The 14,562-nt window shown below is 65.0% G+C and carries 13 protein-coding genes; 6 read left to right on the top strand and 7 right to left on the bottom strand.

What is annotated here, in order from left to right; genetic code table 11:
• The first annotated feature begins 187 nt into the window (after positions 1 to 187).
• The 5 genes from AT699_RS30120 to AT699_RS30100 all read left to right on the top strand — a co-directional run bounded on the left by AT699_RS30120 (position 188) and on the right by AT699_RS30100 (position 5,675).
• Positions 188 to 916 carry a class I SAM-dependent methyltransferase gene (locus AT699_RS30120; protein ID WP_024070766.1) on the top strand — a complete coding sequence of 243 codons (729 nt, stop codon included), beginning with the start codon at positions 188 to 190 and terminating at the stop codon, positions 914 to 916.
• A gap of 264 nt (positions 917 to 1,180) precedes the next feature.
• A complete protein-coding gene (locus AT699_RS30115) occupies positions 1,181 to 1,486 on the top strand; it encodes a DUF4148 domain-containing protein (RefSeq protein WP_024070765.1) in 306 nt (101 codons plus the stop codon).
• Positions 1,487 to 1,566: 80 nt separating this feature from the next.
• Positions 1,567 to 1,872 (top strand): DUF4148 domain-containing protein, encoded by a 306-nt coding sequence (locus AT699_RS30110; RefSeq protein WP_020925844.1) that lies wholly within the window; start codon positions 1,567 to 1,569, stop codon positions 1,870 to 1,872.
• Positions 1,873 to 2,003: 131 nt separating this feature from the next.
• The gene (locus AT699_RS30105; RefSeq protein WP_006389668.1) at positions 2,004 to 2,594 is read left to right on the top strand and encodes a TetR/AcrR family transcriptional regulator; all 591 of its coding nucleotides are present in this window, start codon (positions 2,004 to 2,006) and stop codon (positions 2,592 to 2,594) included.
• Between the two features lie 1,206 nt (positions 2,595 to 3,800).
• The gene (locus AT699_RS30100; protein WP_062794064.1) at positions 3,801 to 5,675 is read left to right on the top strand and encodes an autotransporter family protein; all 1,875 of its coding nucleotides are present in this window, start codon (positions 3,801 to 3,803) and stop codon (positions 5,673 to 5,675) included.
• A gap of 68 nt (positions 5,676 to 5,743) precedes the next feature.
• Here the strand turns inward: AT699_RS30100 and AT699_RS30095 are convergent, their stop codons facing one another.
• The 3 genes from AT699_RS30095 to AT699_RS30085 all read right to left on the bottom strand — a co-directional run bounded on the left by AT699_RS30095 (position 5,744) and on the right by AT699_RS30085 (position 9,896).
• Entirely contained in the window at positions 5,744 to 6,598 is an 855-nt protein-coding gene (locus tag AT699_RS30095) for a cysteine hydrolase family protein (protein ID WP_058207543.1), read from the bottom strand.
• A 387-nt stretch (positions 6,599 to 6,985) separates the two neighbouring features.
• Positions 6,986 to 7,603, bottom strand: a complete 618-nt coding sequence (locus tag AT699_RS30090) for a TetR/AcrR family transcriptional regulator (RefSeq protein ID WP_024070761.1) — start codon at positions 7,601 to 7,603, stop codon at positions 6,986 to 6,988.
• Positions 7,604 to 7,721: 118 nt separating this feature from the next.
• Positions 7,722 to 9,896 carry a malate synthase G gene (locus AT699_RS30085; protein ID WP_024070760.1) on the bottom strand — a complete coding sequence of 725 codons (2,175 nt, stop codon included), beginning with the start codon at positions 9,894 to 9,896 and terminating at the stop codon, positions 7,722 to 7,724.
• A 236-nt stretch (positions 9,897 to 10,132) separates the two neighbouring features.
• Here AT699_RS30085 and glcC point away from each other — a divergent pair, with 236 nt between their 5' ends.
• Positions 10,133 to 10,891 carry a transcriptional regulator GlcC gene (gene glcC, locus AT699_RS30080; RefSeq protein ID WP_020925849.1) on the top strand — a complete coding sequence of 253 codons (759 nt, stop codon included), beginning with the start codon at positions 10,133 to 10,135 and terminating at the stop codon, positions 10,889 to 10,891.
• 79 nt (positions 10,892 to 10,970) lie between these two features.
• Here the strand turns inward: glcC and AT699_RS30075 are convergent, their stop codons facing one another.
• The 4 genes from AT699_RS30075 to ubiA all read right to left on the bottom strand — a co-directional run bounded on the left by AT699_RS30075 (position 10,971) and on the right by ubiA (position 14,475).
• Positions 10,971 to 12,089 (bottom strand): saccharopine dehydrogenase family protein, encoded by a 1,119-nt coding sequence (locus tag AT699_RS30075; RefSeq protein ID WP_006389674.1) that lies wholly within the window; start codon positions 12,087 to 12,089, stop codon positions 10,971 to 10,973.
• Between the two features lie 204 nt (positions 12,090 to 12,293).
• Entirely contained in the window at positions 12,294 to 12,683 is a 390-nt protein-coding gene (locus tag AT699_RS30070; RefSeq protein ID WP_024070759.1) for a DUF4148 domain-containing protein, read from the bottom strand.
• Positions 12,684 to 13,067: 384 nt separating this feature from the next.
• Entirely contained in the window at positions 13,068 to 13,478 is a 411-nt protein-coding gene (locus AT699_RS30065; protein ID WP_024070758.1) for a DUF1090 domain-containing protein, read from the bottom strand.
• A 70-nt stretch (positions 13,479 to 13,548) separates the two neighbouring features.
• Positions 13,549 to 14,475 (bottom strand): 4-hydroxybenzoate octaprenyltransferase, encoded by a 927-nt coding sequence (gene ubiA / locus AT699_RS30060; RefSeq protein WP_006389677.1) that lies wholly within the window; start codon positions 14,473 to 14,475, stop codon positions 13,549 to 13,551.
• Positions 14,476 to 14,562 lie beyond the last annotated feature (87 nt).

The raw sequence follows: 14,562 nt of genomic DNA, 5'->3' as shown, positions 1-14,562 counted from the left end.
CTCGATCCACGCGCGTTCCGAGGGGCATCTATCCACAGGCTGCGCACAGCATCTTCACAGCTTGTACACCGCTATCCGGGGCTTTTCCACAGCTTTTCAACAGGGGTCGAAGCGGCCCCCGGCTCGCGCTAGGATGATCGCTGTCCGTTCGCCGTGGCCGTGTCCACCGGCAACCCAGGAGCCCTCCATGACCCAGAACATCTACGACACGCCTGAATTCTTCGACGGCTACAGCCGCCTGGCCCGCTCGGTGCATGGTCTGGACGGGGCGCCGGAATGGCCCGCGCTGCGGGCGTTGCTGACCGATGTCAGGGGCTGCGACGTGGTCGACCTGGGCTGCGGTTTCGGCTGGTTCTGCCGCTGGGCCGATGAGCAGGGCGCGGCCAGTGTCCTGGGGCTGGACGTGTCCCGGAACATGCTGGCGCGGGCACGCGCCACCACCATCAGTGCCACCATCCGCTACGAACGGTCGGACCTGGAACGTCTGCAGTTGCCGCCGCAAAGCGTCGACCTGGCCTACAGTTCATTGACCCTGCATTACCTTGAGCGCCTGCCAGCCCTGCTCGCCACTGTGCGCCAGGCGCTCAGGCCCGGCGGCCGCTTCGTGTTTTCCTGTGAACATCCCATCTACACCGCGCCGGCGCAGCCCGGCTTTATCCAGGATGACGACGGGCGACGGATCTGGCCGTTGAATCAATACGCCGAGCGCGGCGAGCGGCGCACAGATTGGCTGGCCAAAGGGGTGATCAAGCAGCATCGCACCGTGGCGGATTACGTGAACCTGCTGATAGGCGCCGGATTCACGCTGGCACACCTGGATGAATGGGCGCCGAGTCCAACCCAGCTTGCCCGCCAGCCGGCACTGGCGGAGGAACAGGATCGGCCCATGATGCTGTTGGTCTCGGCCAACCGGTGAGGGAGCCTCAACGGTGGCTGGCCACGAGGCAAAACGTGGAGAAAGCGTGGAATGGCGCTATGAAATATTTAGTTTCACAAAACCCACTTGCGCTATCTATCTAGTAGTAGGTAAGATTCATCCATCGACGCAGCACTCAGACAACAACGCGGCGCCGCCCCAAACCAGAAATACAGTAGCACCCCTTTTTATTTGCCTTGTTATCTACCTATAAGTAGATAGTTTAACCGAAACAACCTCACCATCGTTATCTGGAGATCCATCATGAAGACCCTCGTATCCGCCCTGATCCTGTCCGCTTCCTTCATCGGTGCCGCCCAAGCCGGCGAGCTCGACTACCCGCCCGCTCTGGACACCCACAGCACCGTGACCCGTGCCCAGGTGCAGCAAGAACTGGCCGCCGCCCGCGCCAACGGTGAACTGGTCAGCACCGAAGAGGGTTCGGCCGCCACCGCCTTTGCCAGCGCCAGCGACAAGAGCCGCGCCCAGGTCAAGCAGGAGCTGGCTGCCGCCCGCGCCCAAGGCCTGACCGACAGCGGTGAACTGGACTATCCGCCCGTCCAAGGCTGATTTTTTTCGGCATCAAACCTATCTACAGATAGATAGCATCTTCCCCATCGTGCAGTACTGATCCTTACCGGAGATCAACCATGAAGACCCTCGTATCCGCCCTGATCCTGACCGCTTCGTTCCTCGGCGCCGCCCATGCCGGCGAATTGGACTATCCGCCCGCCGCCGACACCCACAGCACGGTGACCCGCGCCCAGGTGCAGCAAGAACTGGCCGCCGCCCGCGCCAACGGTGAACTGGTCAGCACCGAAGATGGCTCCGCCGCCACCGCTTTCGCCAGCGCCGGCGACAAGAGCCGCGCCCAAGTCAAGCAGGAACTGGCCGCCGCCCGCGCCCAGGGCCTGACCGACAGCGGCGAACTGGACTACCCGCCCGTGCAAGGCTGAGTCCGATGCCGGCCACTGCGAACCCCGGGGGGCGGGAACATTCCCGGCCGGGGTTCGCACGGTTGCACCGGAGCGCCGCATAGGGATTACCGCCGATGACGTATCGACCTATTAGTAGGTAATATTCAGCCATGGACACTCCGACCCCCAACACCACCCGCGACCAGCTGCTGGCCCATGCCGAGAAGCTGATCCGTACCCGCGGCTGCAACGGCTTCAGCTATCGTGACCTGGCCGAGCACGTGGGCGTGAAGACGTCCAGCATCCACTATTACTTTCCCGGCAAGGACGACCTGCTCTACGAGGCCGTCGAAGCCTATAGCGCCCGCGCCCTGGCTTCGGTGCGCAGCATCGATACCGCGCAGCCGGCCCACGCCCAGCTCGACGCCTATCTGTCGATGATGGAATCGAAGGCCTGTGGCCACGGCGAACTGTGCCTGGGCGGCATGCTGGCCGCCGAAATGATGAGCTTGCCCGACCGCGTGCGCGGCGCGTTGCAGGGGTTTTTCCGCGCGCACGAAGCCTGGTTGGCCCGTGTGCTGGCGCAAGGCGCCGAAGAAGGCACCCTGAAGTTCTCGGGCAGCGCCGAAGCGGCCGGCCGGGCGGTGTTCGCCACGGTGCAGGGCTGCATGCTGGTGTCGCGCCTGTTCCAGGCGCCGCCGGCGTTGTGCGAGGCGATCAGCGCCTTGTACGTCGAGTGCCAGGATAAGCCCGCCGCCTGACCGTCCCCAGGTTCACCGCCACGGCCGCAAAGCGCAAGCTTGCGGCCGTTGTGTTTGTTACCGTGGAAAAACGTGCGTAGGCATTCAACGGGGGGCGAGCCGGGAATGTTTCCCGTAATCCGGGTGGCCAATTCGCGAAGTCCCCCCGGGTATTCCACGATTCAGAATAAGGCATACCGAATCCACACTCCCGACATGATCTCCCAACCTCATGGAGACGCCGGGCTTTGCCGGCCGACCTGACGCTATTCGTGTCAGGCCGACATGACACTCAGCCCGGCCGTAGGGACATCTGCACAGCGCGATCCAGGCAAGCCGAACCAAGAAAATGAACTACTTGGAGGGAGTGAGATGCGGGAAGCAATCAACCAAGGTGTCGGGCTGGCGCCCGAATCCCATTCGTTCGGCCGTGGGGGGGCGCAGAGTCGCCACTTCGCGGCTTGTCCATTGGTGCTGGCGATATTGGCAGCTGGCTGGTTGGGGCCGGTGGTCGCGCAAACGGCAGGCACGGGCGGCGGTGGCCTCGGAGGCGCGGGGGTGAGTGGTGGTGGTCACGCTGGCCAGGGCGGAGGCATCATTGGCGGGGATGGAGGTACGGGTGGCGCCGCGGTGCCCGGCGCGACATCTCCCTTTGGCGGAGGTGCCGGTGGGGGGGCGGTGCCGGTGCCCGGTGGAATACAAGGACAGCCCGGGTCGAGCGGGGGACCGCAAGGAGGCCAGGGCGGTATCCCCGGGCCTCCTGGACCGTTGGTGCCTATTAATGGCGGTGGGGGTGGCGGCGGCGGGATGCAGGGCTCCGGCGGCGGAGGTGGCGGGGGCGTTACGGATGGAACGGTGCCGGGCTCATCCAACGGCGCTAGCGGCGCCACCGTAGCCACGGTGATAACGACTTCGGGATCCTATGTTCCGGGCGGCAGCATTACGGGGACTGTAGGCGGTTCGACCGTGGTCGGGGTGGGCGGTGCAGGCGGTGGCGCGGTGGGTATTCTTTCAACCGGAGGGGCCGCCATCGACGTCCAATCCGGAATCGCGATCACCGGTGGGGCCGGCGGCAGTGCTGATGGTCCCCCGGCACCGGTGATCGGCGGTAGCGGCGGGGGCGGGGCGGGGGTGGCCATGAGCAGCGGTTCGATCGCCGTAAGCGGTGTCGTTACCGGAGGAGCCGGAGGCGCGTCGGCTGGAAATTCCGGCGGAGGCGGGGCTGGGGTGGTGATCACCGCCGGCAGTGTACAGGTCAATCCGGGTGGCCAGATTCTAGGTGGAGCCGGCGGCGTGGCGGGAGTGGGCTATAGCACTGGCCTGGGAGGCGCGGCAGTATCGATTGGCGCTGGCACGGTCGTCAACTTTGGCACGCTTCGTGGCGGCGCGGGCGCCATGGCGAATTTCTCCGGCCAAACCGGCGGCCAGGCCGTATTGGCGGGCAGCAATGTTACCGTCGTCAATCGAGGGACGTTGGAGGGTGGGCAACCCCTAGGCCAGACCACGCGTCAAGCGGTTCTCTTTCAAGGTTCCGGCAATCGGTTGGAGTTGTGGGAGGGATCCGTCACGACGGGAGACGTCATCTTCGCGGGAAGCGGCAATACGTTGGCCGTCGGTTCTGCCAGCGGGTCGCCGACTTCGATCACGATTGATGGCAGCCTGCAGTTGGGCAGCGGATCGTTGTTCGAGGTGCGGGCCAATTCGACAGGGCAGGCGGACCAGGTCTATGCAACGAATGTGGCCAATGTGGGCGGTACCGTGAAGGTACTGGCGTCGCCCGGGGCCTGGGCCGAGAATACGCGCTATACCATCGTCCGGGCGGGACAGTCGGTGACGGGGGGGTTTTCGGCCGTGACGTCGAACTTCGCTTTCTTGACGCCCTCGCTTGTGCAAGGCGCGACGGATATTGAATTGGTGATGCAGAGGCAGACATCTGGGGGGCGACCGATCAGCTTCGCGGATGCGGCGGACACCGCAAACCAAAAAGCCGTCGCGGGCGCGATCGACTACTTGCCGCCCAATAACGCGGTCTATCGCACTGTGTTGAACCTCGAGACCGGGGCTCCTCCCGCCGCGTTCGCCGCCCTGTCGGGCGATATGCACGCGACCTCGAGATCCGCATTGCAGGCAGATGCCTTGACGGTTCGCACGGCACCACTGAAGCACCTGCGCGCGAATCTTGTGGCAGCCATGGCGCCAGGCGCGCCAACTGCGCAACTCGGAGGTAGCGATACCACCGCAAGCGCCGCGGCGTTGCCGTATTCCACGGCTCTTCCAGCGTGGGCCGAGATCATCGGCAATTGGCAGCGATTTGATGGTGATGGCAACGCACCGGGGGGGCGACAGTCGACGGGAGGCGTATTCGTGGGAGCGGATCGCTCTGTCGGCGCGGGTTGGCGGCTGGGGGCCGCGCTGGGATATACCAGTGGCACGTTGATGGTGGACGACCGGTCATCCAAGTCCGGTATCGATAGCTATAGCGCCCTGTTGTACGGCGGCAAGGCATTCGAAGTCGGCATTGATCACCTGAACTGGCTCTTGGGCGCTGCGTATACGTGGCACGACATTTCGAGCGAGCGGCGCGTCTCCCTGCCAGGCCTGGACCAGACCTTGCGCGCCGACTATGGGGCGAGCACCAGCCAATTCTTTACGGAACTGGGCTATGCGATGCGATTTACCGGTGTGACGCTTGAACCGTTTGCGGGCGTCGCCTGGAGCGATCTGCGCACACGCGGTTTCTCGGAAACGGGAGGGGCGGCGGCGCTCTCCGGTCGCAGTGCGCGCGATACGCAAACGATCACTACGCTGGGCCTGCGGGCCCAGGCTCCGGTTTCGCTGGGGCGGTTGGATGGTGCCGTGCGTGGCGCATTAGGGTGGCGGCATGCCTTTGGCGACGTACAACCCGTATCGGAAATGGCCTTCGATGGCGGGCGCGTTTTTACCGTTGCCGGGGTAGCGATCGCGCGGGACGCTGCGTTGGTGGAGCTGGGCATGGATATGGCGATCTCACGCTCGGCAACACTCGGCATTTCATACAACGGTCAATTCGCCAGCAATACGCGTGAAAATGCCGGTACTGTCAGCCTGAGGTGGGCGTTCTGACCCGATCGAAAGCCTGCCCGCGTCGCGGGCGTTCCGGCCATTGCCAGACTGTGGCCGCGCATCGGCCTTCAGGCCAAGGCGCGGACCATATCGACACTGGTACGCAGTTGCCCTCCCAGGTCACGTATTTTTGTCAGGAATGAAGCCTGGGCGCTCGCAAAGCCCGTGACCGGGCTGATACAGTCGGTCAGCAGCACAATGCGTGACAGGTTGCCGCCGGGCAGGTGCTCGGTGAGGTGCTCGACCGTCGCCTTGACGCAGTGGCTGCCGGCTTCGCCGGCCACGATGACGAGGTCGGCGCGATCCAGCGAGTCGAGCAGGTTGCGGTTGAGCTGGGTGCGAGGGTCTTCGGCGTCGGGTACTTCGGCCATCAGGGCGCTGTAGTGCTCGGTCCAGGGATTGGCGCCTTTCGGCACCTTGCGCACGATGAACTGGCGTTCTTCTTCCCAGCGGCCGTAGGCGGCACGCACGTCCGCGTGGACGTTGTGGCCCCAGGTGCCGATCTCGCAATGCACGGGCCACACCATCAGGGTATAGCGGCCACGCGCTTCCAATTCATCCAGATAAGACAGCGTGCGCGGCAGATCGTCGACATGGCGCGGCTGGAAGGCGCCGGAACGCACCTGACTGGCGGTGATGGGCGTGAAGGGTGATACTGGCCGGCCGTCACCGGTGCGCCAGAACGTGGGATGGGCGATGTCCAGCCTGTGGTGCGAATCCAGCGTGACGGTAATGGCTGACAGCGAGGGAGCCGCAGCGTCGATGAAGCGCGCCAGCCGTTGCATGTCGGCATGGGCACCGGGCACCGGCAAGGCGGGTGCGACTGCTTGGCCGGTCAGCGGGTCGGTGGGCAAGTACGTCGTCGGAAGATCGCAGAAATCGTTTTGCGGATCGATGATCAGTAGATGAACGGAGCGCGACATGGATGCATTGGCAAGGAGTGAATACGGAATATAGACCGGGCGCGGGTTGGGCGCGAGCGGCATTAGCCGGCTGGAAAACCAGGGAGCGGAGCCATGAGAGGCGCCGACCGTCATCTTCGCCCAGGGGTCTCGATTCCGTCATACCCGCGTCCCATCGTCATGGGGCCTGCACGGAAGCGCCTCCCGTATCAGAACAACACCAGATGCCGGGAGATATCCGGCAGCTGCCGCAGCAGCGCCCGCCACAGAAACCATAACCTCGCTAGCGCAGCCGCCGCGATGGCCCCACCGATGTAGAAAACCATGATCCACTCGCTCCTAAAATCGCACGATCGTGCGAAATTTGTCGAAAGAAATGCCGGCTCATGCCGGCGATCTGTGTGACGACTACTCGATGTACTTGAAACTGCGATAGGTCGAAATCAGGCGCTCGTAGGCGGCCCGCACCCGTTCGCGCGCCTTCGGATCGCGCAGGAAGCGGGCATCGTGCATCAGCCCGATCATCAGGCTGTAGACCTCGAACACGAGCTGTTCGGGATCGGTATCCGGGCGCAGATGGCCTTCGTCCAGCGCCTGTCGCACCGTGCGCACCATCACTCCACGCCAGCGGCGCAGGTTGTTTTCCAGGATCTCGCGCAGAGGGGATTCGACATCGTCGAACTCGAAGGCGCCGGCGATGTAGATACAGCCGGTCAGCAGCTCGACATTGCACGCACGCTCGATCCACAGGTTCATCAACGCGTTCAGGCGCGGCAGGCCGCGAGGCCGGGTCATCGCGGGCGTGAAGACCGCGGCGACGAAGCGGCGCTCGTACTCGTCCAGAACGGCCTGCTGCAAGGCCTCGCGCGATCCGACCCGCGAAAACACACCGCTCTTGCTGATGTCCAGGCGTTTGGCCACCTGGCCGAGCGACAGGCTCTCGAGCCCCTGGGCGGCTGCCATGTCCAGGGCCGCGTCCACGATGGCCGCGAAAGTCAGCTCGCTTTTTTCGGTCTTGGCAGTCATGCGATCAAATTTAGCACGACTGTGCGAAAAATGGCGACCTCTTGCAGATGCCGACCAAAAAAAACCGGACAGCCGAGGCTGTCCGGTGGGAGATATGCGTCGCCGTGGCCGGCGGCAATCAGGCCTGGGCGGCCTTGAACTCCAGGCGGAACTTGTGCAGCAGTGGCTCGGTGTAGCCGTTGGGCTGGGTCAGGCCTTCGAACACCAGCGCGCAAGCCGCCTTGAACGCCAGCGAGCCGTCGAAGTTGCCGGCCATCGGCAGGTAATGGGGATCGCCGGCGTTCTGGCCGTCCACCACCTTGGCCATGCGCTGGAAGGTTTCCATGACCTGGTCGCGGTTGGTGACGCCGTGGCGCAGCCAGTTGGCGATGTGCTGGCTGGAGATGCGCAGCGTGGCGCGGTCTTCCATCAGACCGACGTTGTGGATGTCCGGCACCTTGGAGCAGCCCACGCCCTGGTCGATCCATCGCACCACGTAGCCCAGGATGCCCTGGACGTTGTTGTCCAGTTCCTGCTGGATGTCGGCGGCGGACCACTTGGAGCGATCACCCACGGGCACCGTCAGCAGGCCCGCCAGCAACTCGTCGCGCACGCTGTCGAGCCGGGTGCGTTCGAGTTCCTGCTGGACCGCCTGCACGTCCACCTGGTGGTAGTGCAGCGCGTGCAGCGTCGCCGCGGTCGGCGAAGGCACCCAGGCAGTGTTGGCGCCGGCCTTGGGATGTCCGATCTTCTGTTCGAGCATGGCTGCCATCAGGTCGGGCATGGCCCACATGCCCTTGCCGATCTGGGCGCGGCCGCGCAGGCCGGCGTCCAGGCCGACCAGCACGTTGTTGCGTTCGTAGGCGGTGATCCAGGCGGTGGACTTCATGTCGCCCTTGCGCAGCATGGGGCCGGCCTCCATGCTGGAATGCATTTCGTCGCCCGTGCGATCGAGGAACCCGGTGTTGATGAACGCCACGCGCGACGCCGCGGCCGCGATGCAGGCCTTGAGGTTGATGCTGGTGCGGCGCTCTTCGTCCATGATGCCCATTTTCAGGGTATTGCGCGGCAGGCCCAGCAGGTCTTCGACGCGGTCGAACAGCTCGCTGGCGAACGCGGCCTCCGCGGGGCCGTGCATCTTGGGTTTGACGATGTAGACCGAACCGGTGCGCGAGTTCAGCTTGCGATCGCGGTCCTGCAGCGCCGCCAGGCTGGTGACCACGGCGTCGAGGATACCCTCCGGGATCTCCTGGCCGTCGCGGTCGAGCACGGCCGGATTGGTCATGAGGTGGCCGACGTTGCGCACGAACATCAGCGAACGGCCGTGCAGCGTCAGGGCCGAGCCGTCCGGACGCGTGTACTGGCGGTCGGGATTGAGCTTGCGGGTGAAGGTCTTGCCGACCTTGGTGACGGCTTCGGTCAGGTCGCCCTTCATCAGGCCGAGCCAGTTGCGGTAGATGTGGACCTTGTCGTCGGCGTCGACCGCGGCGACCGAGTCTTCGCAATCCATGATGGTGGTCAGCGCGGCCTCGACCAGCACGTCCTTGACGCCGGCCGCGTCGGTGGCGCCGATGGTATGGGTGCGGTCGATCTGGATCTCGAAATGCAGGCCGTTGTTCTTGAGCAGGATGGCGCCGGGAGCCGCCGCGTCGCCCTGGTAGCCGGTGAATTGGGCCGGGTTCTTGAGCGTGGTGGCGCCATTGGCCAGCGCCACCTTGAGCTGGCCATTCTCGACCGTGTAGCCGCGGGCGTCGGTGTGCGAGCCCTGCGCCAGCGGCGCGGCCTCATCCAGGAAGGCGCGGGCGCGGGCGATGACGGCGCGACCGCGTTCGGGGTTGTAGCCGGCGCCGCCGTCGCCGGGCGTGGCGGGAATGGCGTCGGTGCCGTACAGCGCGTCGTACAGGCTGCCCCAGCGCGCGTTGGCGGCATTCAGGGCGTAGCGGGAGTTGGACACCGGCACCACCAGTTGCGGGCCGGCCTGCTGCGAAATCTCGGTGTCGACATTGTCGGTGGTGGCGCGCACGCTGGCCGGTTGGGGCAACAGGTAGCCGATGCCTTCCAGAAACTGGCGGTAGGCGGCCGGATCGGCGATGGGGCCGGGATGGGCGCGATGCCAGGCGTCGAGTTCGGCCTGCAGGCGATCGCGTTCGGCCAGCAGGGCGCGGTTCTTGGGCGCCAGGTCATGCACCAGGGCAGCGAACCCCTTCCAGAACGCGTCAGCGGCCAGCCCGGAGCCGGGCAGCGCCTCTTGTTCGATGAACTGGCTGAGATTGGCCGCCACTTGCAGGCCGTGGTGCTGGATGCGTTGAGTCATGCGGATCTCTGACGGTAGGAGGTCTGGACGGCGCGCGCGCCGGGCGAATCTGTCCACACATCATCGTTCGCGCCCGCCGCAAAGTCCATATCAAAACCTGCTGGTCATACCAGTTTGTTTGCGCCCGGCTCGGCAAACATCGTTTTTTTATGGTTTTATATCAGTTACTTACGCAGGTGGTAGGCGGCAGGCGGTTTGCTGTTGGCGCTTGGTCATACCACTGGTCCGGAGAACGCATGCACGCGGAAACTGAAGCGAAACCCCGCCAGGTGGCGGATGAAGTGGCGGAGCGCATCGAGCGCCTGATCCTGGACGGCGTCCTGAAGGCTGGCCAGGCGCTGCCGTCGGAGCGGCGGCTGACGGAAAAGCTGGGCGTGTCGCGCACCGCGCTGCGCGAAGGCCTGAAACTGCTGCGCGCGCGTGAAATCATCCACACTTCGCAGGGCAAGGGTTCGTTCGTGGCGCGCATCTCGAAGGTCGACGCCGGGCCGCTGATGCACCTGTTCAATTCGCAACCGCGCACGCTGTACGACCTGCTCGAAGTGCGCTCCCTGCTGGAGGCCGATTCGGCACGGCTGGCGGCCCTGCGTGGCACGCAGGCCGACTTCATCATGATCCGCCGCCGTTACGACGAAATGGTGAACGCGCAATCGGCCGACACCGCCACCCATGCGCACCTGGATCACGCGTTCCACCTGGCCATCTGCGAGGCCTCGCACAACCCGGTGCTGGTGCATACGCTGCAGTCGCTCAACGACCTGATGCTCGGGTCGGTGTTCGCCTGTGTCAACAACCTGTATCACCGTGAACCCGAGAAGCGCCAGATCGACAAGCAGCACGCGCGGCTGTTCAATGCCGTGATCGCGCGCCAGCCGGAGCAGGCGCGCCGCGCCGCGGCCGACCATGTCGACAGCGTGCGGCAGAACCTGGCGGAAATCGAGCAGGAAGAACAGCGGCTGGTGCGGGCGACACTGCGCCTGGAAGGCTGGGCCTAGCCGCGTTGCGCGCGCCAACGGTAACGACGGCCGCGCGTTGCGACGGCTCGCGGCCTACCGTCAGCGACCATCGCCGCCCTCAGCGGTCCTCGGTCATGGCGCCCGCCAATGCCAGCGGCTTGCCGGCATAGACGCGGCCAAAGCGGTTGCCCAGCAAGGCTTCCAGCGGGATCTGTTCCTGGCCCACGAAACCGCGTTGCGGCAGCGTGCCCTGTGCCACCAGGTCCAGCGCCGCGCAGATGCCGGCGGCCGTGGACAGCTGGATGGCGCTGAGTCGGTGGCCGTCGACGTCCGCGCCGAATACGCGGATGGGGTATGACTCTTCTTCCAGCCGGCCGTGGCGATGGCCCGAGGCCTGCGCCTGGATCACGATCACGTCCTGCTCGGTGGTGGGAATGGCGGTTTCGAAAATGTCCTTGAGCAGGTCGCGGCGATCGCGCAACCGCAGATCGTTGAGCAGCAGCTTCATCAGATTGCAGTGGCCGGGATAGCGCACCGACTTGTAATCGACATTGCGCGCGCGGCCCAGCAGCGTTGCAGGCAGCGTGCCCAGGCCGCCCGAGGTGTTGAAGGCTTCGTACTCGACGCCGTCCAGCGCGAAGGTCTCGTAGCCCTCCAGCGCCGGCACGCTGGTCAATTGGCCGTCGACGATCGCCTCGCATGGGTTGCAGTATTCGTTGATGAGCCCCTCGGTGCTCCAAGTCAGGTTGTAGCGCAGGCTGTTGGACGGATAGCGCGGCAGCGCGCCCACGCGCATGCGCAGGTCCAGCAGCGTGTCGAAGCGTCGCGCCAGCGCATTGCCGACGATACCGATGAAGCCCGGAGCCAGGCCGCACTGCGGCATCAGCACGGCGCGGGCGTCTGCGGCCAGCGCCTGGATGGCATGGGTGCTGGCGACGTCTTCGGTCAGGTCGAAATAATGTACGCCGGCCCGCGCGCACATCTGCGCGACGGCGATGGCGCGGTGGAATGGCAGGGCGTTGACGACCGCATAGCGGCCCTCGATGCAGCGGGCCAGGGACGCGTCGTCCGAGATCTGGCGGGTGTCGCAGCCCAGTTCCGCGACGAGGTTGAGTCGCGCCGGGTCCTGGTCGGCAACCAGGACCGAATAGTCGCCGCTGCGTTCGAGCATCAAGGCAATGGCGAACCCGATTTTGCCGGCGCCCAGGAGGAGGACGGGCTTGGTGGAGGTGGACATGGTGCGGCTCCTGCATAGAGGGGGAGGGATTGGCCTCATCCTATGCGCGGGCGCTGTCGATTTGTAGATAGCAAAGCGTCGTAACGGCTATGAGTGGCGTCGTTATGACTTAATTGAATGTCGAATCGTCAAAAGAAAAGCCCTCCGGGTGAGGCCGGAGGGCTTTGCGGGTGGATTGCGGGGCCTGGAGACCAGGCCGTGCAATCAGCTGCCCATGGGGGGGTAGTCCATATTGCCGAAGGTGACCAGGCCTTCCGCCTTGGCCTGGGCCAGTTCGGTTTGCACCTGGCTGCGGCTCAGCGACGCGGTAGCCGCGTGCGGGGCGGGCGGGTAGTCCATGTTGCCGAAGGTGACTTCACCGGCGTTCTTGGCCTGGGCCAGCTGTTCCTGCACTTGCTGCGAGGTCAGGCTGGACTTCTGGGCGATGGCGGCGGGGTAGCCTTCTTCGCCGAAGGTGTATTGGCCCGAAACCTTGGCTTGTTGCAGTTCGGCCTGGACCTGGGCGCGGGTGGCGCCTTGGTCGGCTTCAGCGGCTTGGGCGCCGGCGGCCAGAACGGACATGGACAGCATCAAAGCGGTAGCAAGGGTTTTCATAGCAGACCTCCATATGTCTTGAGCTTGGGATCCGATCCTCTGGCCTGATTGCCGGGGGTCGCTTGCTGTGTCCCGATGAGATGCATTCTCGGCCTAAATAACCTTGGGATAAACCCTTATTCTCTGAAAACATCTTTCCAAAATAAGTACTAATCGCCCGATAACTTACCAAATGGCACCATAGGTGGCGATATTTCCATTTGATGACGCAATAGGTAGTGGTTGGCGGACGAGCGACCCCCATCGGCGCCGTGCGTGCGGCCGTTGTGGGGGCGGCAAGGCGCGCCGGCGGTCGGCGGGCGGGCGAGTGACGAAGTGGGAGGGGGCGAGGCGGGATACGCCGCCCCGAGGTCGAGGCCACGGGGCGGGTAGGGGGAAACCGGGTCAGCGGTTCAGGTCGGCCAGCGCGGCGTCGTATTCGGCGCGGGCTTCATCCAGCTTGCGCTGGGCCTTGTCGATCTTTTCCTGCTTGCCCTTGGCGCGGGCGGCCTTGAGCTCGTCTTCGCGCTCGGAAACCTTGTTCTGCTTGTCGCGCACGTCGGCTTCGCGCTGCGATTGCAGGCGGCTGTCGGTGCAGTACGCCTTGGCTTCGGCCAGCGCCTTCTGCAAGCCGGCCACCCGGTGCGTGTTGCCGTGGGTGCGCGCATAGGTGATTTCGTTTTCCAGATGGCAGAACTTCGCGGCGCAGCCACGCTGGGCGGAGCAATCGGTGGTGGCCTGGGCGTGGGCGGGCAGGGCGCCGAGCAAGGCGCTGGCCGAAGCCAGGGCCAGCAGGGTTTTGGTCAATGCGGACATGCGTGGTCTCCGTAAAGCGTGTCGGAGCGGCCATCATCCCTCAAGCGGGGGGTGTCCGCAATGCGCCGGATCAGGCGATCAGGGTGCCGGCAAGCGCCGCCGCGACCAGGATCGCGCCCAGCCAGAGGTTGGCGCGGAACAGCATGAAATTGCGGTCGGGACGCTGGATGTCGAACACCTTCAACTGCCACGCCAGGTGCACGGCGATGGCCGCCATGCCGACGTAATAGGCCCATGACATGCCGATGGCATGGCCGCCCCAGGCCCACAGGATCACGGTGGCCAGATAGAAGCCGCCGATCCACAGCTTGCCCTGGTCACCGAAGCGCATGGCCGTGGAATGCAGGCCCAGGCTGCGGTCGTCGCGCACATCGACGTAGGCGTAGATGCTGTCGTAACCCACCTGCCACAGCACCGCGCCGAACCACATCGCGATGGCGGCCAGGGGCACGTGGTTCTGCGTATCCGACCAGGCCATCAGCATGCCCCAGTTGAAGCAGATGCCCAGGACGACCTGCGGCCAGTAGGTGACGCGCTTGCACAGCGGATAGATGAAAACGAACGGCAGGACGGCCACGGCGAGCCAGCGGCTCATGCCATTCAGGAAGAAAAGCAGTGAACCGCAGACCAGCAATTGGCCGATCAAGAACCAGACCGCATTACGCATGCTGAGCTGGCCGCTGGTGAGCGGACGGAAGCGGGTGCGTTCGACGTGCTTGTCGAAGTTGCGGTCGCACATGTCGTTGACGGTGCAGCCGATACCGCGCATGAGCAGCGCGCCCAGCGAGAACACCACCAGGCGTTGCAGGTCTGGCAGTCCGCCGGCGGCCTGGACCAGGGCGGCGATACAGGGCAGCAGCGTCAGCCAGGTGCCGATGGGGCGGTCGAGCCGGCACAGCCGGGCGTAGGGCCGCCACGATTTGGGCAGCCAACGTTCGACCCAGTCGGTGAAAACAATGTCGCTGAGGTCGACGGGAGAGGATTGCGGAGCGCTCACTGTCACGGCGAAAGAAAAGGGAGGAAAGCCGACAGCATAAAACAACGGCCGGGCAATGCGCCCGGCCGCGGAACCGTCAAGGGTGTT

Origin of the sequence: Achromobacter xylosoxidans (assembly GCF_001457475.1) — a bacterium.
GTDB lineage: Bacteria > Pseudomonadota > Gammaproteobacteria > Burkholderiales > Burkholderiaceae_B > Achromobacter > Achromobacter xylosoxidans.
The sequence above is the reverse complement of the archived record's forward strand: the minus strand, read 5'-3'. Positions and strand labels throughout refer to the sequence as shown.